This window comes from Tenacibaculum sp. AHE14PA, from assembly GCF_019278465.1.
Lineage (GTDB): Bacteria > Bacteroidota > Bacteroidia > Flavobacteriales > Flavobacteriaceae > Polaribacter > Polaribacter bernardetii.
The window spans coordinates 1,177,501-1,198,386 of record NZ_CP058983.1; the positions used below are offsets into that span (position 1 = coordinate 1,177,501).

The 20,886-nt window shown below is 31.5% G+C and carries 20 protein-coding genes and 1 pseudogene; 7 read left to right on the forward strand and 14 right to left on the reverse strand.

Annotated features, from left to right (window positions below; genetic code table 11):
* Positions 1-78: 78 nt before the first annotated feature.
* From H0I30_RS05340 to H0I30_RS05395, 12 genes and pseudogenes are all read right to left on the reverse strand, one after another.
* On the reverse strand, positions 79-816 hold the full coding sequence (locus H0I30_RS05340) for a DUF4294 domain-containing protein (RefSeq protein WP_218773249.1): 738 nt from the start codon (positions 814-816) through the stop codon (positions 79-81).
* Positions 817-919: 103 nt separating this feature from the next.
* On the reverse strand, positions 920-2,170 hold the full coding sequence (locus tag H0I30_RS05345; RefSeq protein WP_218773477.1) for an aminotransferase class I/II-fold pyridoxal phosphate-dependent enzyme: 1,251 nt from the start codon (positions 2,168-2,170) through the stop codon (positions 920-922).
* Positions 2,171-2,307: 137 nt separating this feature from the next.
* Entirely contained in the window at positions 2,308-4,527 is a 2,220-nt protein-coding gene (locus H0I30_RS05350) for a xanthine dehydrogenase family protein molybdopterin-binding subunit (RefSeq protein WP_218773250.1), read from the reverse strand.
* Between the two features lie 10 nt (positions 4,528-4,537).
* A complete protein-coding gene (locus tag H0I30_RS05355) occupies positions 4,538-4,999 on the reverse strand; it encodes a (2Fe-2S)-binding protein (RefSeq protein WP_218773251.1) in 462 nt (153 codons plus the stop codon).
* Between the two features lie 65 nt (positions 5,000-5,064).
* A pseudogene (gene acs / locus H0I30_RS05360) lies at positions 5,065-6,978 on the reverse strand (acetate--CoA ligase); the annotation flags it as partial.
* 143 nt (positions 6,979-7,121) lie between these two features.
* Positions 7,122-7,592, reverse strand: coding sequence for a hypothetical protein (locus H0I30_RS05365; RefSeq protein WP_218773253.1), 471 nt, complete (start codon positions 7,590-7,592; stop codon positions 7,122-7,124).
* An 82-nt stretch (positions 7,593-7,674) separates the two neighbouring features.
* On the reverse strand, positions 7,675-8,862 hold the full coding sequence (gene fabV, locus H0I30_RS05370) for an enoyl-ACP reductase FabV (protein ID WP_218773254.1): 1,188 nt from the start codon (positions 8,860-8,862) through the stop codon (positions 7,675-7,677).
* On the reverse strand, positions 8,840-9,250 hold the full coding sequence (locus tag H0I30_RS05375; RefSeq protein WP_218773255.1) for a glyoxalase: 411 nt from the start codon (positions 9,248-9,250) through the stop codon (positions 8,840-8,842). The genes fabV and H0I30_RS05375 overlap by 23 nt, the downstream gene beginning before the upstream one ends.
* The gene (locus tag H0I30_RS05380) at positions 9,243-10,190 is read right to left on the reverse strand and encodes a phosphoribosylaminoimidazolesuccinocarboxamide synthase (RefSeq protein WP_218773256.1); all 948 of its coding nucleotides are present in this window, start codon (positions 10,188-10,190) and stop codon (positions 9,243-9,245) included. The genes H0I30_RS05375 and H0I30_RS05380 overlap by 8 nt, the downstream gene beginning before the upstream one ends.
* A gap of 100 nt (positions 10,191-10,290) precedes the next feature.
* Complete coding sequence (locus H0I30_RS05385) at positions 10,291-11,742, reverse strand: bifunctional UDP-sugar hydrolase/5'-nucleotidase (RefSeq protein ID WP_218773257.1); 1,452 nt, start codon at positions 11,740-11,742, stop codon at positions 10,291-10,293.
* 54 nt (positions 11,743-11,796) lie between these two features.
* A complete protein-coding gene (locus H0I30_RS05390) occupies positions 11,797-11,982 on the reverse strand; it encodes a hypothetical protein (RefSeq protein ID WP_218773258.1) in 186 nt (61 codons plus the stop codon).
* Position 11,983: 1 nt separating this feature from the next.
* Positions 11,984-12,937, reverse strand: a complete 954-nt coding sequence (locus H0I30_RS05395; RefSeq protein WP_218773259.1) for a PhoH family protein — start codon at positions 12,935-12,937, stop codon at positions 11,984-11,986.
* Between the two features lie 119 nt (positions 12,938-13,056).
* On the opposite strand from H0I30_RS05395, the gene H0I30_RS05400 reads away from it, so the two are divergent.
* From H0I30_RS05400 to gldG, 5 genes are read left to right on the forward strand one after another with little or no spacing between them, the layout of a single operon-like run.
* Positions 13,057-13,920, forward strand: coding sequence for an S-adenosyl-l-methionine hydroxide adenosyltransferase family protein (locus H0I30_RS05400; protein WP_218773260.1), 864 nt, complete (start codon positions 13,057-13,059; stop codon positions 13,918-13,920).
* Positions 13,921-13,924: 4 nt separating this feature from the next.
* Positions 13,925-14,221, forward strand: a complete 297-nt coding sequence (locus tag H0I30_RS05405; RefSeq protein ID WP_218773261.1) for a putative quinol monooxygenase — start codon at positions 13,925-13,927, stop codon at positions 14,219-14,221.
* The gene (locus H0I30_RS05410; RefSeq protein WP_218773262.1) at positions 14,221-14,745 is read left to right on the forward strand and encodes a GNAT family N-acetyltransferase; all 525 of its coding nucleotides are present in this window, start codon (positions 14,221-14,223) and stop codon (positions 14,743-14,745) included. The genes H0I30_RS05405 and H0I30_RS05410 overlap by 1 nt, the downstream gene beginning before the upstream one ends.
* On the forward strand, positions 14,745-15,455 hold the full coding sequence (gene gldF, locus H0I30_RS05415; protein ID WP_218773263.1) for a gliding motility-associated ABC transporter permease subunit GldF: 711 nt from the start codon (positions 14,745-14,747) through the stop codon (positions 15,453-15,455). The genes H0I30_RS05410 and gldF overlap by 1 nt, the downstream gene beginning before the upstream one ends.
* Positions 15,448-17,091, forward strand: a complete 1,644-nt coding sequence (gene gldG, locus H0I30_RS05420; RefSeq protein WP_218773264.1) for a gliding motility-associated ABC transporter substrate-binding protein GldG — start codon at positions 15,448-15,450, stop codon at positions 17,089-17,091. The genes gldF and gldG overlap by 8 nt, the downstream gene beginning before the upstream one ends.
* Positions 17,092-17,222: 131 nt before the next feature.
* Here the strand turns inward: gldG and H0I30_RS05425 are convergent, their stop codons facing one another.
* Complete coding sequence (locus H0I30_RS05425; protein WP_255554336.1) at positions 17,223-17,987, reverse strand: NAD(P)-binding domain-containing protein; 765 nt, start codon at positions 17,985-17,987, stop codon at positions 17,223-17,225.
* A complete protein-coding gene (locus H0I30_RS05430) occupies positions 17,977-18,636 on the reverse strand; it encodes an aquaporin (RefSeq protein WP_218773265.1) in 660 nt (219 codons plus the stop codon). The genes H0I30_RS05425 and H0I30_RS05430 overlap by 11 nt, the downstream gene beginning before the upstream one ends.
* Before the next feature lie 107 nt (positions 18,637-18,743).
* Between H0I30_RS05430 and H0I30_RS05435 the strand changes: the two genes are divergently transcribed.
* Both H0I30_RS05435 and H0I30_RS05440 read left to right on the forward strand, forming a co-directional pair.
* Complete coding sequence (locus H0I30_RS05435) at positions 18,744-19,583, forward strand: DUF2911 domain-containing protein (RefSeq protein WP_218773266.1); 840 nt, start codon at positions 18,744-18,746, stop codon at positions 19,581-19,583.
* A 115-nt stretch (positions 19,584-19,698) separates the two neighbouring features.
* Positions 19,699-20,886 carry an NAD(P)-dependent oxidoreductase gene (locus H0I30_RS05440; RefSeq protein ID WP_218773267.1) on the forward strand — a complete coding sequence of 396 codons (1,188 nt, stop codon included), beginning with the start codon at positions 19,699-19,701 and terminating at the stop codon, positions 20,884-20,886.

The window sequence follows — 20,886 nt, forward strand, 5'->3', positions numbered from 1 at the left end:
CGAGTAGTGAAAGCCCGACAATTTTATAGAAATTGACACGCCATAAAACTTTTTAAGCTTCATAACAAACCTCTTTAATTATTTTTTATTGCTTTTATTTTTTCTAGCACGCTTTTTCTGCTGCTTTGCAAACATTATTTTATAGAATTCTACATTTACAGCTCCTCTACCTTTTGATACTATAGATAAATAGTCTTTTTTTAATTTTGGTTCTTGATATTCTAATTTTTCTTCGATAAAAGCACGCTGCAAGACATCTTCTATTAAAAAATCTTCATTCTCTTTTTCTGGTAGATATTCTGATTTTAATGACAACTTAAACATATTGGCTGTTGCATTATACCAAAAAGCTTTCCAACCGTTTCGTAATTCTTTTACATTATTAAATGCTGTCTTGCCAGATTGACGGTGTATTAACTTTAATAATATTCTCCCTTCTGTTCTCGTTAATTTTTTTAAAGGCTTTGTTAATTCCTCTTCTAAATATTTTTGAGTTTTTTTTACAAATCGTCTTTTTTTTCTTTTTGATTTTATTTGTGCTAAATGAGCATCAACACTATCTATTTTTTTTACTGCTAATACAGCATACGGATAAGCTTTAAAAACTTTACGCCGAAACCAATAATAATAACGTACATCTGATTTCTCATTATACTTATTCTTTGGCAAAATAGCAACTTCGCTTAATGTAATCATTAAACTATCACCTTCTTTTATTAAAAAATATTCGTTATTGAAATTTGGAAGCGTATCCTTTATTTGTCCCATCGTAACAGCAACAAATAGCATTATATATATGTATAAAAACTTTTTCATCATTTATAATTATCAAAAAGGATTCCAAATGTATTCCTTTCTTTTTTAAAACAAAAAAACTCATGAAATTTTCATGAGTTTTTTTGTTTTAACCTTTAATTTATTACTCAGCCATTATAGCTTCTGCAACTTTTTTATAAGTTCCGTTTTCTAATTTTTCTCTTATTCCTGTAAACGCAACAATTGTTTCATCTACATCTTGTTGTGTATGTCTTGCTGTTGGAATTAATCTTAAAATAATTAACCCTTTAGGAATTACTGGATACACTACAATTGAACAAAATACACCGTGATTTTCACGTAAATCCTGTACCATTGCCATTGCTTCTGGAATTTCTCCTTTTAAAAACACCGGTGTAATACATGTTTGCGTTGTTCCTAAATCGAAACCAGCAGTACGTAAACCAGATTGTAAAGAGTTTGTTATTTTCCATAAATTCTCTTTTAACTCAGGCATTGTACGCATCATGTCTAAACGCTTCAATGCTCCTTTTACCATTGGCATTGGTAATGACTTTGCAAACATTTGAGACCTCATATTGTACTGTAAATACTGAACTACATCTTTATCTCCGGCAAAAAAAGCTCCTATACCTGCCATAGATTTTGCAAATGTTGCAAAATACACATCAATACCATCCTGAACTCCCTGCTCAAAACCTGTTCCCTTACCTCCTTCACCTAATGTTCCGAAACCATGAGCATCATCAACCAAAAGTCTGAAGTTATATTTTTCTTTTAAAGCTACAATCTCTTTTAAACGACCTTGCTCACCTCTCATACCAAAAACACCTTCAGAAACTAATAGAATTCCTCCTCCAGTTTTCTCAGCCATCCTTGTAGCTCTTTTTAAGTTTTTCTCACAACTTTCGATATCGTTATGACGGTAAACAAAACGCTTACCTGAGTGTAAACGAACTCCGTCAATAATACATGCATGCGTATCCATGTCATATACAATAATATCATCTTTATTTACCAAAGCGTCAATAGCCGAAACCATTCCTTGATAACCGAAGTTTACCAAATATGCTGCTTCTTTATCAACAAACTCAGCACATTCTTGCTCTAATTGTTCGTGATATTTTGTATGACCAGACATCATACGAGCTCCCATTGGGTATGCTAATCCATCAGTTGAAGCTGATTCTCCATCTACTTTTAAAACTTCTGGGTGATTTGCTAATCCTAAATAATCATTGATACTCCAAGTAATTACTTTCTTACCATTAAAAGACATTCTGTTTGAAATTGGTCCTTCTAACTTAGGAAACACAAAATACCCTTCTGCTTTATCTGCCCATTTTCCTAAAGGCCCTTTATCTTCTTTAATTCTTTCAAATAAATCTTTTATCATTATTACTTTTGTAATTTTATATGTGGCGAAATTAATGCTTTTTAACAGATTTTCAAAATTGATGTTTTCTTCATTAAACATCTATAAAAAAGATGCCTTACTAATATGACATCTTTTGGCATGAAACTATTAACTTACCCTTTTATAGATTGGTCTAATTCTTTGATAAAAGGTTGTTTATATAATCTTTGTCCTAGTGCTTTATAAATTGCATTTGCAACAGCACCACCAGCTGGTGGTAAACCTGGTTCTCCTAAACCTGTTGGTGATAGTTGATTTTCAACAAAATGCACATCTACTTTAGGAGTTTCATTCATTCTTATTAATCGATAGGTATCAAAATTTTTGCTAGAAGGCTTTCCGTTATCAAAAGTTAAATCACCATACATTGCATGTCCGATTCCATCAATTACACCACCTTGCACCTGATTTATTGCTCCTGTAGGGTTTACTACAATTCCGCAATCTACCGCTGCAATTACTTTTGTAACCACAGGCAACCCGTCTTTTAAAACAATTTCAGCAACTTCGGCTACATGAGTATTATGACTATAGTATGCAGAAAAACCTTGAAAAACACCTTCTTTCGCTTTTCCCCAACCACCTTTCTCTGCTGCTAGCTTGATAGTATCTTCCATTCGTTTACCGGAATATTCTATTTTTTTATCTTCTGTGTTTTTTACATTTTGAAGTAAATCAAGTCGTAACTGAACAGCATCGATGTTTAACCCCGTTGCTAATTCATCAAAAAATGATTGCTCTGCAAAAGCTAAAAAATTAGTGTACGGCGCCCTCCAAGCTCCTGTAGTAATATCACTTTGATAATTCTTCGTAGAAACTTTATAGTTTGGAATACATCCCGCAGGGAAAAAGTGCGGAATTAATCCGTACATATTACTATTTACTCCTGCTTCTTTTAAATGATATCCTGTAATTTTATTGTCTTTTATTGATGCTGCAATTCGGTATTTTATTGCTGGTCGATAAACACCTGTAGTCATATCATCTTCTCTGGTAGATATAACTTTTACTGGTTTTTTAATTGTATTAGAAATTTCGGCTGCCTCGTATACAAAATCACCGTATAAACGACGACCAAATCCGCCACCCATTCTAGTCATATGCACTTGAACATCGGCTAAATCTCTACCTAACATTTCTGCAACCACCATCGCTGCAAACTCTGGAGTTTGTACTGGACCAATTAAATCAACTTTTTCTGAAGTAACATTGGCGAAAAAATTCATTGGTTCTAAACAATTATGAGGTAAAAAAGGTGAGTGATACGTTCTTTCAACTATTTTATCTGCTGCTGCAAATGCTTTTTCAATATCTCCATCTTCACGACGTACATCAAAATCTTTAGCATCTAAAATATCATTTAGCGTTTTATCATGAGCTTCTGTATTTTCTAATTCTTTATTATTCGTTTTCCAGACAGCTTTTATGGCTTTTTTTCCTTTAATAGCTGCCCAAGTATTTTCTGCAACGACTACTACTTTATCTGTTTCAGACATTTTAAAAGTCCAATTAGATTTACCTGAATCTAAAAAACTTCTAACTTTATCTCCAATAGTTATAACGTCTATTACACCTTTTACTTTTTTTGCTTCGGATGCATCAAAAGAAGCTAATAATTGGCCAAATGCCGGCGGTCTTAATACTGTTGCGTATACCATTCCGGGAGCTTTATAATCTAAGCCAAACAAAGGTTTACCTGTTACTATTTTTTCTAAATCTACATTGGTTGCACTCTTTCCTATAATGGTAAATTCAGAAGGTTTTTTTAATGTTACATTTTCAGGTACTTCTAAAACAGCTGCTTCTTTTACAACATCTCCGTAACCTAAATTTTCTCCTTTTGCATTTGTAATAACCCCTTTTGATGCTTTACATGTTGTTACATCCACTCCCCATTTTACGGCAGCTGCATTTACTAACATCTGTTTTGTAGTAGCTCCTGTTTGCCTTAATGCATCCCAACCAAAACGTATTGACTGACTTCCTCCTGCTAACTGACGTTTATAATTTTTAGTATCTAACGGAGCTTGTGCTACGTGTACTTTATCCCAATCGATATCTAACTCTTCTGCGATAATCATTGGCATTGATGTTTTTACTCCCTGCCCTATTTCGGGATTTGGAGAATAAATCGTCGCATACCCTTCTTCAGAAATTTTAATAAAAGCGTTAAAATCGTTATAATTTAAGTTTTCTATATCGATTGATGGAGTTACATTTGGTTTACACGCTGTAAAAAGATTAAAACCAATTATAATTCCGCCACTCGCTAATGCTGATATTCTTAAAAAATTTCTTCTACTAAACGTAAATTTATTTTCTTGTGTGCTCATAGTTTATTTTTTAAGACATTTTTTTAGCAGCAATTGCTACAGCTTTTTCAATTCTAACATACGATGCACATCTACACAAATTACCATGCATTGCTTCGCGAATTTCTTCTGTTGACGGTGTTGGATTGTCCTTTAAAAATGAAGCAGCAGTCATTATTTGCCCTGCTTGACAATATCCGCATTGCGGAACATCAACTTCTTTCCAAGCTTCTTGTAACGGGTGATCTGCATTTTCTGATAAACCTTCAATTGTTGTAATTTCTTCTTTATCTAACATAGACATTTTTAACTGGCAACTTCTCATTGCTGTTCCGTCTACATGCACTGTACAGGCACCACATTGTGCAATTCCACAACCAAATTTGGTACCAACCATATCTAACTCATCTCGTAAAACCCATAATAAAGGTGTATCATCTTCCGCTGAAAAAGAGCGTGATTTTCCGTTAATTTTTAAAGTATAATTTGGCATATTGATTGTTTTTATTATCTGTAAGGTACAATAAATTACTTATTTTCATAAAAAAAAGCTTTCTTTTAAGATTGCTTAATAATATCTGCTACAACTTCTGGATTTAACAATGTGCTTATATCCCCTAAATTATCAATATCTTTATTTGCTATTTTTCGCAAAATACGTCTCATTATTTTTCCTGATCTTGTTTTTGGTAATCCTTTGGTAAATTGTATTTTATCTAATTTAGCAATCGCACCTACTTGTTCTGTTATAATTTGATTTATTTCTTTCCTTAAATTATCTTGATTTCTAGACTCGCCTGTTTCTTTTAAAATTACGTAACCACACAATGCGTTTCCTTTTATATCATGAGGAAATCCTACGATTGCTGATTCTGCCACAGCAGGATGTTCATTAATCGCATCTTCAATAGGTGCAGTTCCTAGATTATGTCCTGAAACAATAATTACATCATCTACTCTTCCAGTAATTCTGTAATAACCTACTTCATCTCTTAAAGCTCCGTCTCCTGTAAAATATTTATTCTCATATGCAGAAAAATAAGTTTCTTTATATCTTTTATGGTTTCCCCAAATAGTTCTGGCAATCGAAGGCCATGGGAATATAATACATAAACGTCCGCTTACTTGATTCCCTTCTATCTCTTTACCTTCTTCATCCATTAAAGCTGGCTGAATACCTATAAATGGCAATGTTGCATATGTTGGTTTTGTAGGTGTTACATAAGGAATTGGCGTTAACATAATTCCACCATTTTCTGTTTGAAAGTAAGTGTCTACTATAGGTGCTTGATTTTTACCGATATTATCATCATACCAGTGCCAAGCTTCTTCATTTATTGGTTCTCCTACCGTTCCTAAAACTTTTAGTGATGATAAATCATAATTTTCTACGTGACCAATACCCTCTTTAGCTAATGCTCTTATGGCTGTTGGAGCTGTATAAAACTGAGTAACCTTATGCTTTTCTATTGTTTGCCAAAAACGGCTATAATTTGGGTAACTAGGAACTCCTTCAAACAAAACAGACGTTGCTCCGTTTGCCAATGGTCCATATATTATATAACTATGACCTGTTATCCAACCCACATCTGCACTACACCAATACACATCATTCTCTGTATAATTAAATACATTTTTAAAAGTATATGCCGAATATACCATATAGCCTGCCGTAGTATGTAGCATTCCTTTTGGTGTTCCTGTTGAACCTGAAGTATACAATATAAATAACGGATCTTCAGCATCGATAATTTCAGGTTCACACATTGCTGATGCTCCTTCTAAAAGAGCTGCTAACCAAAAATCCCTATCCTTTTTCATTGCAATATTAGACTGGATTCTTTTAACTACTAAAACAGCTTTAACACCCAAACAACTCTCTAATGCTTCATCTACTATTCCTTTTAAATCTATTGTTTTACTTCCTCTAAAAGAGCCATCACTTGTTATTACAATTTTACAATCACAATCATTTATTCTTGTTGCTAGAGCCGTTGATGAAAACCCAGCAAAGACTACTGAATGTATTGCTCCTATTCGTGCACACGCTAAAACGGTATATACTAATTCTGGAATCATAGGCAGATAAATACAAACTCTGTCTCCTTTCTTAACCCCTTTATCTTTTAACACATTTGCCATTTTACATACTTTTTGATGTAAATCTCTGTATGTTATATGCTGTGCTTCTTCATTTATATCATTTGGCTCAAATAGGATCGCTGTTTTATCGCCTCTTGTTAACAAATGACGATCTAAACAGTTTTCTGTAATATTTAATTTAGCTCCTTCAAACCACTTTACCTCTGGTTTCTTAAAATCCCAGCTTAGTACATTATCCCATTTTTTTCTCCAAAGAAAATGTTCTTCTGCAATTTCTCCCCAAAATTTCTCTGGAGAAGCGACTGATTTTTTATATACCTGAAAATATTCTTCTAAATGTTTTATATGGTAGTTACTCATGTGGTTTAGTTCATTGTAATTTGTTTTAAATTTAGCTTTTTTATGGAAATAAAAAAAACCTTTTACTTTTGTACATTTTCAAACAACAATTACTCTATTTAAACTCAAATCCTAGCTTTAATATATTTTATGAAAAAATCTTTTTTTCAACGCTATAACTTCTCTAACTCTAAACGATAATCATATTGTAAATCTTCGTGCAGTGTTGTTATTAGTTTCTCTATCAACTTTATTTGCGTCGTTAATATATTTTGTAAACGCGGACTACTTTTTATAGAAGGCTTAAAGTTTTTAAGTTTTACACAGAAATACAAGAGTAATTCGACTTCTGTTTCTTTTTTCTTTGAAAAACGAATGTATTTTTTAGTAATTGTTAATATTTTTCGCGCGCTTTTTCTGATAAAAAAATAACTTTTTGTATTAATACCTTCAAATAATACATCTATTTCATTTTTTACACCTAAAATATACCTTTCTTCATCATGAGACTCAAATAACAGGTAAGTAAGTAATTCTTTATTTTCTTTTTTGAAACGCGCTAATTTTAAACACAGCTCTAACAATTCGTTAGAATTTTTATGTTTTAATTCATCTTTTAATACTTTTACTGTAGCTGTTTCCATAATATAATTTAAAAATTAAATATAACTAAAAAACCTCATAGACTTAATATCTATGAGGTTTTCAATTTATTTTTTTATCGACTTATTGGATACTCGGAATATTAACTAATTCATTCACATCAACATTATAATCTACTCCGTCAACTTTAAAACCGAATAACTTAAAGAATTCTTTACTATATCCTTCTAAATCTCCTATTTCGGCTAGATTTTCTGTAGTTGCTTTTTGCCATAATTCTGCAATTTCTGCTTGCACGTCTTCACGCATTTCCCAGTCATCAACTCTAATTCTTCCTTTAGCATCTAAATTTAAATCACCACCAAATAAACGTTCGCTATACAAACGTTGAATTTGCTCGATACATCCTTCATGAATTCCTTTTGCCTTCATCACTTTAAATAATAAAGAAATATATAAAGGAATTACCGGAATTGCAGAACTAGCTTGCGTTACCAATGCTTTATTTACAGAAACGTATGCTTTTCCGTTTAATGATTTTAAATCATCTGTAATTTTAAAAGCTGTTGCTTCTAAATCGTCTTTTGCTGCACCAATTGTTCCGTTTCTGTATACTGGTTTTGTTACTTCTGGACCAATGTAAGAATAAGCAACTGTTGTAGCACCTTCTGATAATAAGTTCTCAGATTGTAAAGCGTCCATCCACATTTTCCAATCTTCACCTCCCATTACCGTTACTGTATTTTCAACATCTTCACCTTCGGCAGGGTTTATAGATATTTCTGATACTTTTCCTGTATGAAAATCAACTGTTTTATTCGTAAAAACTTCTCCGATTGGTTTTAAAACCGACTTAAAGCGTTTTCCTGATATTGGATGTGTTCTTACTGGTGATGCTAAACTATAAATTACTAAATCAATTTGACCTAAATCCTCTTTGATTAAGTTTACAACTTGTTCTTTTATTTCGTTAGAAAAAGCATCTCCATTGATACTTTTTGCATACAAGCCTGCTTTTGTTGCTTCTTGTTCGAAAGCTGCAGTATTGTAAAAACCTGGCGATCCTGGTCTTCCTTCCGTTGCTGGCTTATCAAAGAAAACTCCGATTGTTGCCGCGTCAGAACCAAAGGCACTTGAAATTCTTGATGCCAATCCGAAACCTGTTGATGCACCTATTACTAATACTTTTTTAGCGCCTTCTATTTTACCTTTAGATTGTACGTATGCTATTTGATCTTTTATGTTTTGCTCGCATCCTATTGGGTGAGATGTTAAACAAATAAACCCTCTAGTTCTTGGTTCTATTATCATTGTTGTTTGTTTTAAAATCTTTAATTTCCAATTGGCTATCTTTAATTCGTTGCCCAATCATCGTTAAAATTCTTTTATTAATATCAGTATTGTTTTCTTTATAAAATTCAAATTCACCAACGGTAAATTGACCTATAATTAAACCTAAAAACTGATTTTTTAAATTTATGTTTTTTTTGGTGATATTGTTCACCGCTTTATTAAATTTCTCTTTTTCGACATTTAAAATATCTACCTTTTGATTCTTACAAAAGAAAACAAAAAATTGTAAAAGCAGCTCGTGTTGTAACTTTAAAATTGGCCGTATTGTTTTATTCTGAAAATCTTCTACAGGAATTTCAGAGGATAAATTTAAAACCGGACGAATACTTATTTTGTTACTATCCATTTAAAAAATTAACTACATTTTTTTCTATACGATCTAATACGTTTGTTGTATTTGCTTTTACAAATTTCTCTCCTGTAATTTGTTCGTATAATTCGATATATCTGTTTGAAATCTCGATAACCTTTTCGTCAGACATTTCAGGTATTTGTTGTCCGTCTTTTCCTTGAAAATCATTTTCAATTAACCACTGACGCACAAATTCTTTTGATAATTGCTTTTGAGCTTCTCCTTTATCCTGTCTTTGTTGATATCCTTCAGCATAAAAATAACGAGAAGAATCTGGCGTATGAATTTCATCAATCAATACAATTTCACCTTCTTTTGTTTTTCCGAATTCATATTTAGTATCTACTAAAATTAATCCGCGAGAAGCTGCAATTTCAGTTCCTCTTTGAAACAATGCTCTAGTGTATTTTTCTAAAACGATGTAATCTTCTTCAGAAACTACATTTTTAGATAAAATTTCTTCACGTGTAATATCTTCATCATGATCACCATTATCTGCCTTGGTAGATGGTGTAATTATAGGAACAGGAAACTTGTCGTTTTCTTTCATTCCTTCTGCTATTGTTACGCCACATAAAACTCTTTTACCTGCTTTATATTCACGCGCTGCATGACCAGACATGTAACCACGAATTACCATTTCTACCTTAAAAGGTTCACATAAATGACCAATTGCTACGTTTTCATCAGGGTTTGCATGTAACCAATTCGGAACAACAGCTGCTGTATCATTCATCATTTTGGTAGCAATCTGATTTAAAATCTGACCTTTAAAAGGAATTTGACGTGGTAAAACTACATCGAAAGCAGATAATCTATCTGAAGCTATCATCACTAATAACTCGTCATTTATATTATAAACTTCTCGTACTTTACCTTTATAAACCGACTTTTGTTTTGGAAACTGAAAATTGGTTTCGTTAATTGTATTCATTTTTTGTTTGTTGTGTTGTTGACTACAAAAATATGTTATTTATTCTTCTTTTTTATTTAACACCTCTTTTTAATTACCTAAATCAGCTTTTGTAAAAAAACTAAATAGTGTATTTAAAGTAATTAGCACAACTAGGGTAATTAACCTCTGAATTGGTATTTTGCAAATAAGACATTATTGATTCTGCTGCCGAAAGATCTTGTACTTTATTCTCTTCAGGAAAATATTCATCGTGAACAGCAGGAATGTAATCGTTTAAACCTACCGAAAGTATCGTATTATCGTTCATTAAATTACCGGTTGCATCTTTAATTTCAACTTCATTTCCTACTTGTTCAATAGTAATTCCTGAATAATAAAAACCAGACGCTGAACCTATTAAAAAGTCTTTTATTTGCTGAACACTCATATCGTATTTTACGGTTCCGTTATTAAAAGGCTCTATTGTATATATTTCTTCCTTCGTAATATCTCCTTTATCTAAAGAACTTCTAACTCCGCCTGAATTTTGAAAAGAAACATCTACATTCATAGCACTTTTAAGCGCATCCGCATAAAAACAACCTACTTTATGTTTTTCGTGATATATTAATGACTCACCAACTACTTCTTTTAATTCTGGTAAATCGTTATAACCGTCAATAATATCTTTTAAATTCTGATCATATTCTGTTACTTCATCAAGATTGATAAGTGTATATTTAATATTCGTAATTGCTTTATTTTTTACTGATATTTCAATTTTACCTAAATTCTTTAAATAAGATCCTGATTGAAAAATTGGAATTCCGTTTTCAACCGTATTAATTTCTTGATGAGAATGTCCGCCTACTATTAAATCGAAATACGGATATTGTTCTGCTAATTGTACATCTCCTAACCCTTTATTTGTAGAGTGTCCTAAATGAGTTAATGCGATAAAAAGATCTGAATCTTCAGACTTTTTAACATCTTTATATTTGCTTACAACAGCTTCTGGTCTTTGAAAAGCAAAGTTTTCAACTTTCCATGGATGTGTAGACGGAATTGTACCGTTGTCTTTTCCGTTTGTTTCTACCAAACCTAAAAACGTAATTTTTAAACCATCTTTTAAAACCGTATAATATTCGTTTGGTTGCGGCACATTGGTCTCTAACATATCAACATTTGCGCAAACCCACTTAAAATTAGATTGATCTATTCTATCTTTCAATGTTTCTTCACCGTAGTCGAATTCGTGATTTCCTAAAACTGAAATATCAAATCCCACTCTATTCATAACATCAATCATCGGGTATCCTTGATTGTCTGTATAATTATCAACCACTGGGCTTCCAGAAAACATATCGCCACTACACGCAACGATGACACTATTATTTTCTTTTTCCTTATCAATTATATATTTAATCTTAGCAAAATTGTCTAGTCGGGCATGCTGGTCATTTACAAAGAAAAGTGTTATATTTTTTTCTGTATTTTCATCTACATTATTATTATCTGTCTTTGGTGAACATGAAAAAAGTATTAAAAGAGAGATTATATTAAGAAAATACAAAGGCAATTTATTTTTCATTTTATTGATGATTTTAATCGTTTTATTAATTTGATGAATTATTGATGATAATAATTATTGTTTTATTTTTTTATCAAAAAGAGAATAAAAAAAAGCAACTGATGATCCTAAAAGCATAATAAACAAACTTGTTCCTTTTAAGAAAAAAGGAAGAATAGGATTATTATACTCTAAAAAATAAATAGTTGCTCCAATAATGCATATTAAAAGCCCTAATAATGCTATTACTTTCTTTTTCATATTATTCAGTTTCTATACTTTTATAGGCTTTAATAATACTTTTAATTAATCGGTGACGCACTACATCTTTATCATCTAAATACACCATCGCAATTCCTTTAATATCTTTTAAAGCCAATAACGATTCTTTTAATCCAGAAATTTGTTTACGAGGTAAATCTATTTGACCAGGATCTCCAGTAATAATAAATTTTGCATGCATTCCCATTCTTGTTAAAAACATTTTCATTTGGTTGTGCGTTGTATTCTGTGCTTCATCTAAAATAACAAAAGCATTGTCTAACGTACGACCACGCATAAATGCCAAAGGAGCAATTTGTATAATTCCTTTTTCTAAGTGCGATTCTAATTTCTCATGCGGAATCATATCACGTAATGCATCGTATAAAGGTTGCATATACGGGTCTAGTTTTTCTTTTAAATCACCCGGAAGAAAACCTAAATTCTCGCCAGATTCTACCGCTGGCCTTGTTAAAATTATTCGACGAACTTCTTTTTCTTTTAATGCTTTTACAGCTAATGCTACTGCTGTATATGTTTTCCCTGTACCTGCAGGTCCAACAGCAAATAGCATATCGTTTTTACCCATTAAATCAACCATTTTACGTTGATTTGTTGTTTGCGGTTTTATTAATTTACCATTAACGCCATGGACTAAAACACCTTCTATTTTTCCTGACTTTTGAATTTCTTCTTCTTTTCCGGTTGATGTTAAAACACGCTCGATACTGTTTTCATCTAATTTATTATACTTATTAAAGTATTTCATTAGCATCACTACCCGTTTTTCTAACTCATCTAAAATTTCGGGTTCACCATAAATCTTAAGCTTATTTCCTCTAGCTACAATTTTAACTTTCGGAAAATACTTTTTCAACTCTGTTATCGTACTATTTTGAGCGCCAAAAAATTCATTTGGGTCAATTTCTGTTATTTCAATGATACGTTCGTTCAATTGATAAAAGTTTTAATTTATTCACATTAAAAATAATGATTATTTTTATTGATTTATGTAGTTTTGCCATAAAATTTAGCCTATTTTTTCAACCTACTAATTAACAAGTACTTATACTAATGTCTCTAATTACATTGACCACCGATTTCGGAATAAAAGATCACTTTGTTGGTGCTGTAAAAGGAGCAATTTATAGTGAGTTACCAGAGGCTAAAATTGTTGATATTACACATCATATTACGCCGTTTAACATTACCGAAACTGCTTATATTTTAAAAAACACTTACAAGAGTTTTCCAGACAAAACAATACACATTGTTGGTGTAGATTCGGAATTAAGTGTAGATAACAAACACATTGCTATAGAATTAGATAATCATTATTTTATTTGTCCGGATAACGGTTTAATATCAATGATTACATCAGAAATTAATCCTACCAAGATTGTAGAAATTAATATTCATAATCACATAGAAACTAGTTTTCCTGTTTTAGATGTTTTTGTGCAAGTAGCTTCGCATATTGCTCGTGGCGGTAGTTTAAATGTTATTGGTAAAGAAATAACTTCTTATAAGAAAATTATTGAGATACAGCCAAAAGTAAATCAGGCACAAACTGTTATTATTGGTGGTGTTATTTATATAGATAATTACGGAAATGTAATTACAAACATCCACAAAAAACTATTTAATACTATAGGAAAAGGTCGAGATTTTAAAGTTTCAGCAAAACGATCTTTTTTTAATAAAATTTACAATCGATATAATGAAATTGTAGACTATACTGTTCCTGAGGATAAAAGACGTTATGACGGAGAAAAGCTTGCTATTTTTAATTCGGCAGGTTTTTTAGAAATTGCTATTTACAGAAGCAACCTAAACACCGTTGGTGGTGCATCGTCTTTATTAGGCCTTGGATATAGAGATACTATTACTATTGAATTTGAAACTATTGAAACACCCGATTTTACCACAATAAATTAAAAATATGTTTGTACGAATTGTAAAGATGAGTTTTCATTCAGAAAAAATTGAAGAATTCTTAGCTAATTTTAACACCAAAAAAGAGTTTATTAGAAACTCACCAGGTTGCCGTTTATTAGAATTGTATAGAGACAAAACAAATTCTGATATCTTTTTTACTTACAGCTATTGGGAAACCGAACAAGATTTAGAAAACTACCGAAACTCTGATTTATTTAAAGGAGTTTGGGCACAAACAAAAGTATTATTTAACGACAAACCATTAGCGTGGAGTGTTGACAAAACCGTAAGCCTACCATAATGAACTACCCTACTATTTTCCCTGAATTATCTACAGAAAGATTAACATTACGTCAATTATCTTTTAACGATAAACGAACTATTTTTAAACTGCGTTCTAACAAAGAAATCAATAAATTGATTGTTAGAGATACGCCTAAAAACTTAAATGATGCTGATTCTTTTATTCAAACTTGTTTGGATGAATTTGAAAAAGGAAATCGAATTTTTTGGGCTATTCAACATCAAGAAAGCAACCAAATAATTGGTACCATTGTTTATCATAATATCAATGCCGAAAATAATTATGCAGAAATTGGCTATGAATTAAATCCCGATTTTCAAAATGAAGGTTTTATGAGTGAAGCCATGGCTACTGTTTTAGAGTATGGTAAATCGGTTTTAGAACTAAACACCATTGAAGCTTTTACACATCAAAATAATACTGCATCAACAACGTTATTAGAAAAACATCAGTTTATTTTAGATGATGAGGATTTATTTGACGACAATACTATTTTTCGCCTCGATATAAACCAAGAATAATGTACGCCATACTAAAAAAAGAATTTAACTCATTTTTTGCATCACCAATAGCTTATTTAGTTATCGGTGTTTTTTTACTCGTAAACGGATTATTTTTATGGGTTTTTAAAGACAATTTCAATATTTTAAATGCTGGTTTTGCAGATTTAAGTTCTTTCTTTTATTTAGCGCCGTGGTTATTTTTATTTCTGATTCCGGCAATTACCATGAAAAGTTTTGCTGATGAGTTAAATAGCGGAACCATCGAGATTTTAAAAACCAAACCTGTAACCGATTGGCAAATTGTACTTGGTAAATTCACCGCTTCTTTACTTTTAGTATGCATTGCGTTGCTACCTACTTTAACGTATGTATATACCGTTTATTTGCTAGGAAACCCTATTGGTAATTTAGATATTGGTAGTACAATTGGCTCGTATTTAGGATTACTTTTTTTAGCTGCCACTTATACCGCGGTTGGTTTATTTACGTCTACACTCTCTAAAAATCAGATTGTCGCTTTTATCTTAAGTATATTTATTACTTTTATTTTATTCTACGGATTTGATGCCGTAAGTGACACTTTAGGTAATTCGATACAACAATTCGGAATTAACGAACACTTTAAAAGTATTAGTCGCGGTGTGGTTGATACGCGCGATGTTATTTACTTTTTAAGCGTTACTATTTTCTTTTTATTCATCACCAAACAACAATTAAAAAATGAATAAGAAGCTACAACATATTGCTTTTGCATTTATCGGATTAATCTTGATAAACTACCTTTCTAATGCTGTTTATAAACGATTCGATTTAACACAAGATAAACGATACACAATTTCTGATGTTACTTATAGTTTACTTGAAAAAATAGATGCTCCTATTTTAATAAACGTGTATTTAGAAGGTGATTTTCCTGCAGAATTTAAGCGTTTACAAACAGAAACACGTCAGTTTTTAGAAGAACTAAAAGCTGTCAATTCTAATGTTAGATTTCGATTTATCAATCCGAAAACTATACGTGAACGTTTGATTAAAAAAGGAATGATGCCTAGTCAATTAACTGTTGAAGAAGACGGTGATTTATCAGAAGCTATTATTTTTCCTTGGGCAGAAATTGGTGTTGGTAAAAAAACGGAGTTGGTTTCTTTATTACCAAACTCATTGGCCAAAACACAAGAAAACCAATTGCAAAACGCTATTGAAAAATTAGAATATTCTTTTGCGAACGCAATTCATAACATCACCAAAGCAACAAAACCAAAAATAGCCGTAATTGCTGGTAATGGTCAATTAGAAGATATTCAATTATACAGTTTACTAACCGAACTCGGTAAAAAATACCGTTTAGCAAAGTTTTCATTAAATAACGTAGCAACTAATCCGCAGAAAACAGTAACCGACTTAGCAAAATACGATTTGGCAATTATAGCCAAACCTACGGAACGTTTTACAGAAGAAGAAAAATTTACCTTAGATCAATTTATTACCAATGGAGGAAAATCTCTTTGGATGATTGATCAAAATTATGCTGATACTGATAGTTTATATAACAACGGAAAGATGTTAGCTTTTCCTCGTGATTTAAACTTAACCGATTTACTGTTTAGCTACCAAGTTCGTGTAAACAACAAGTTAATTCAAGATTTGTATTCTGCTAAAATTCCTTTAGCTACCGGAAATGTAGGAAACCAAGCACAATTTCAGCATTTAAATTGGTTTTATCATCCGTTGGTAAACGGAAATCCGAATCATCCGATTACTAAAAACCTTGCTCCTGTTCGTTTTCGTTTTACCACACAAATAGATACTTTAAAAGGAAACTTAAAAAAAACACCTTTATTAATAACTTCTGTACTTACAAAAAAAATAGGAACGCCTAATTTTGTTGAGTTACAAAGTATTGCAAAGCAACCTGTAGAAAACGAATTTAATAGTGGCCCGCAGCTTTTAGGAGTATTATTAGAAGGTAGTTTTAATTCAGCTTATAAAAACAGAACGAAACCTTTTAAAACACCACTTTTTAAAGCAGAAAGTAAGGCAAATAAAATGGTGGTTATTGCTGATGGAGATATTGCCAAAAATCAGATTTTAAAAGGGAAACCACACGATTTAGCTTTAGATAAATGGACAGGTGAGCAATTCGGAAATAAAGATTTCTTAATCAATACAATCGATTATTTATTGGATGATTCTGGTTTAATAAATCTTCGTAATAAAACAGTAACCATTAATTTATTAGACAAACAGAAAGCTTTTACCGAAAAACGTTTTTGGCAATTTATAAACATTGGAGTTCCGTTAATTTTACTTGCCTTGTTTGGGTTTGGTTTCAATTATTTAAGGAAGCGGAAATATTCTAAATAGTAAATTATTAATAGTTCCATATATTTAAACACAACGCTATTTAAATCAACCCAAATTTATTTCAAGTTCTCATGCTTATTCGTTTGTTGTGCTATGTGATTCTGAAATAAATTATGAATGGCACTTTAATTTTAAGCTAACAAATTATCATAAACAAAAGTATAATTCAATTGCTTTTGTACTTTATCTGAATTGATAATTTTATATTCTAAAGGAGAAGAATCATCAAAAACTGGTGGTGCTGTTTTTAATACTTTCTTCGCGTTTATATAATATTCTTTTCGAGATGGATGATGATTAGAACAGGCGTTAAAAACTTCTCCAAAAACATTTTGTTTTATTACTTGATAAATAATTCCGATACAATCTTGTTGATGTATCATATTTACAAAACCATTTGGTTGTGGTATCTTTTTGTCTTTAAACCAATTCCCTGGATTTCGATTTTCTCCAAACAATCCAGCGAATCTAATAACCGTTGTAGCGAAGTTTCTATTCGTTCTAAAAACATTTTCTATTTCAACTAAAGTAGAGTCTACAGTTGTATCATTCTCATTCATTTCTTTATTTAAACTCGGATACACGGAAGTTGAACTTATAAAAATTACTTTTTTTATAGCCCATTTCTCAAGCTCTTTTATCAAGTTTTTAAAACCTAAAACATTCTTAGAAGGAATGGCAACGATTAAAACATCCGCAGTTAAAAATGATTGAAGTTCTTCGTTATCATCTTTAGTTATATCAACTATAAAAGGCTGAATTCCTACTTCTTTAAAAATAGCTAACTTCTCTATAGAAGTTGTTGATCCTTTTATCAAATACCCTTTTTCTATTAAGTATAAAGCCAAAGGCTTTCCTAACCAACCACAACCTAAAATACTAATATTATGAATCACTTTGAGTATCGTTTTTAACTAAATTAAATGAAACTACCGCTAAAAAAGCCCCTAAAATTGGCGCTAATATATACAACCATAAATGTTCTAAATGACCAGAAATTAAAGCTGGTGCAATAGAACGTGTAGGATTCATAGATGCTTTTGTCATTGGTCCTGCAAACATAGCTTCTAACAAAACCACACCTCCAATTGCAATTCCTGCCATTACACCAACTTCTTTACTTCCGCTAGAAACATTAATAATCGTTAACATTAAAAAGAAAGTAAGCAATAACTCTAAAATAAAAGCACGCCATGGTTCGAAAGACGGAATCGTAGCTCCGTAATATTCACTTGAGGGAAACAACACCCATAAAATACAACTTGCCAATATTGCACCTAATAATTGCGCTATAATATATTTCGGAACTTCTTTCCATGAAAACTTTTTTGCAAAGGCAAAAGCAATTGTTACTGCTGGATTAAAATGTGCTCCAGATATTTCTCCAAAAGCATAAATCATGGCCATTACAATTAAACCCCAGGTTATAGCAACACCTGTATGCGTTAAATCGGTTCCGCCAGTTATTTCACTAACTGTCATGGCACCTGTACCACAAAAAACTAAGGCAAAAGTTCCTATTAATTCTGAAATATATTTTTTCATAATGCAAATATCAACTAAAAAAATGATGTTTATTTTAAGTTTTCATTAACATTTAACTGAATTATTCCTTGTAATTTTAACATCTAAATTTAAAACAATCAATTATCATGAAAAAAATAGTTTTAAGCCTATTTGTAGCTGCACTTACGTTAACTACAAACGCACAAATAAAAACACCTGCTCCTAGTCCTGTTTCTAAATTAGAACAAGCTGTTGGATTATCTGATGTAACAGTTGAATATTCTAGACCAGGAGTGAGAGATAGAGCAATTTTCGGAAACTTAGTTCCTTTTGACAAAGTATGGAGAACTGGAGCTAACGAAAACACGAAAGTTACTTTTAGTACTGACGTTACTATCGACGGAAAAGAATTAAAGAAAGGAACATATGCTTTATATACAAAACCAGGAAAAGATGCTTGGGAAGTAATTTTTTATACGGATGCAACAAACTGGGGAACTCCACAAAAATGGGATGCTAGTAAGGTAGCTTTATCTACCACTGTAAAGGCTGATATGATGCCTATGAAAATAGAAACTTTTACAATTAGTATTGATGATATTACTAACAACTCTGCTGTTTTAGGAATGTTATGGGAAAACGCTTATGTTGGGGTAAAATTTAATACGCCTACTGATAAAGCTGTAGAAGCTAGTATTGTTGCTACAATGCAAGGACCATCTGCTGGTGATTTTTATTCTGCTGCTGTATATTATTTACAGAGTGATAAAGACATTACAAAAGCCGCAACTTGGATTAACAAAGCGGTAGATATGACTAAAGACGAGCCTCGTTTTTGGTATTTACGTCAGCAATCTTTAATCTTAGCGAAAGCTGGAGATAAAAAAGGAGCTGTTAAAGCTGCTAAAGCATCTTTAGCAGGTGCTGAAAAAGCAGGTAACGCTGATTATATTAAAATGAACAAAGAGTTTTTAGCTAAAATGTAATTCATTTAAAGTAAAAACGTTTATATAAAATAATGTCTGCAACTTCGGTTGCAGACATTATTTGTTTTATACCCTTTTTTTTATTATCCTAAAAAACAAATACTAACTTTGTGCTATGAAAAAATCAATAGCCATTATTGGCGGAGGTCCTTCTGCGTTATTTGCTGCAGCTTTTTTAGATACTAACAAATTTGATGTTACCATTTACGAAAAAAAGAAATCGTTAGGACGAAAATTCTTAGTTGCTGGTGATGGCGGATTTAACCTTAGCCACGGAGAAGCTATTCATAAAATGATTACGCGCTACACACCTACTTCATTTCTTAAAAATGCTTTATTAAACTTTACGAATGATGATTTACGTAACTGGTTATTATCTATTGCTATTCCAACTTTTGTAGGAAGTAGTAATCGTATATATCCTGAAAAAGGAATTAAACCTATTACAGTTCTTACCAACATCAAACAGTTTTTAAGCCATAAAAATATACAATTTGTATACAATTATGAATGGAAAGGTTGGAATGATAAAAGTGAGTTGATTTTTAATGAAAATAAAATTAATAAAGTTGATTACACTATTTTTTCTTTAGGTGGCGCTAGTTGGAAAATTACTGGATCAGAAGGTAATTGGACGGATAGTTTTAAGGAAAAAGATATAAATACACTTCCGTTTTTACCTGCTAATTGTGCTTATAATATTAATTGGAAAAGTGATTTTATATCTAAAAATGAAGGACAGCCTTTAAAAAACATTGCGCTTTCTTGTTTAGATAAAAAACAAAAAGGAGAATTGGTTATTACTAAATTCGGGTTAGAAGGAAATGCTATTTATGCACTGAGTCCGCAAATACAATCGCAACTATCTGCTAATATAAAACCCGTTATTTATTTAGATTTAAAACCGATGTTTACTTTTACTGAAGTTGCTAAAAAAATAAATAATTCTCATTTAAGAACAACCGATATTCTTAAAAAAATATTAAAGTTAAGTGCACCTCAAATTGCTCTTTTAAAAACTGTTTTAACAAAAGAAGAATACATCAACAAAAACAGTATTGCAGAAAAAATAAAAGCACTACCTCTTGTTATTGAAAGTGCTGCTCCTTTAAACGAAGCTATTTCAACTACTGGCGGAATTCCTTTAAGCGAAGTCAACGAAAATTTCGAGTTAAAAAAACTCAAAAATAATTATTGCATCGGTGAAATGTTAGATTGGAACGCGCCTACCGGTGGCTATTTATTGCAAGCCTGTTTTAGTATGGGAGCATCTATTGCGAAACATTTAAATGAAAAAGAATAA

Bases quoted from the DNA above. Each gene is read 5' to 3' on its own strand.
- H0I30_RS05355 (WP_218773251.1), bottom strand. From the start codon at position 4,999: ATGCCAAATTATACTTTAAAAATTAACGGAAAATCACGCTCTTTTTCA.
- fabV (WP_218773254.1), bottom strand. From the start codon at position 8,862: ATGATAATAGAACCAAGAACTAGAGGGTTTATTTGTTTAACATCTCAC.
- H0I30_RS05385 (WP_218773257.1), bottom strand. From the start codon at position 11,742: ATGAAAAATAAATTGCCTTTGTATTTTCTTAATATAATCTCTCTTTTA.
- H0I30_RS05380 (WP_218773256.1), bottom strand. From the start codon at position 10,190: ATGAATACAATTAACGAAACCAATTTTCAGTTTCCAAAACAAAAGTCG.
- H0I30_RS05435 (WP_218773266.1), top strand. From the start codon at position 18,744: ATGAAAAAAATAGTTTTAAGCCTATTTGTAGCTGCACTTACGTTAACT.
- gldG (WP_218773264.1), top strand. From the start codon at position 15,448: ATGAATAAGAAGCTACAACATATTGCTTTTGCATTTATCGGATTAATC.
- H0I30_RS05410 (WP_218773262.1), top strand. From the start codon at position 14,221: ATGAACTACCCTACTATTTTCCCTGAATTATCTACAGAAAGATTAACA.
- H0I30_RS05400 (WP_218773260.1), top strand. From the start codon at position 13,057: ATGTCTCTAATTACATTGACCACCGATTTCGGAATAAAAGATCACTTT.
- H0I30_RS05375 (WP_218773255.1), bottom strand. From the start codon at position 9,250: ATGGATAGTAACAAAATAAGTATTCGTCCGGTTTTAAATTTATCCTCT.
- H0I30_RS05405 (WP_218773261.1), top strand. From the start codon at position 13,925: ATGTTTGTACGAATTGTAAAGATGAGTTTTCATTCAGAAAAAATTGAA.
- H0I30_RS05350 (WP_218773250.1), bottom strand. From the start codon at position 4,527: ATGAGCACACAAGAAAATAAATTTACGTTTAGTAGAAGAAATTTTTTA.
- H0I30_RS05430 (WP_218773265.1), bottom strand. From the start codon at position 18,636: ATGAAAAAATATATTTCAGAATTAATAGGAACTTTTGCCTTAGTTTTT.
- H0I30_RS05340 (WP_218773249.1), bottom strand. From the start codon at position 816: ATGAAAAAGTTTTTATACATATATATAATGCTATTTGTTGCTGTTACG.
- H0I30_RS05390 (WP_218773258.1), bottom strand. From the start codon at position 11,982: ATGAAAAAGAAAGTAATAGCATTATTAGGGCTTTTAATATGCATTATT.
- H0I30_RS05365 (WP_218773253.1), bottom strand. From the start codon at position 7,592: ATGGAAACAGCTACAGTAAAAGTATTAAAAGATGAATTAAAACATAAA.
- H0I30_RS05440 (WP_218773267.1), top strand. From the start codon at position 19,699: ATGAAAAAATCAATAGCCATTATTGGCGGAGGTCCTTCTGCGTTATTT.
- gldF (WP_218773263.1), top strand. From the start codon at position 14,745: ATGTACGCCATACTAAAAAAAGAATTTAACTCATTTTTTGCATCACCA.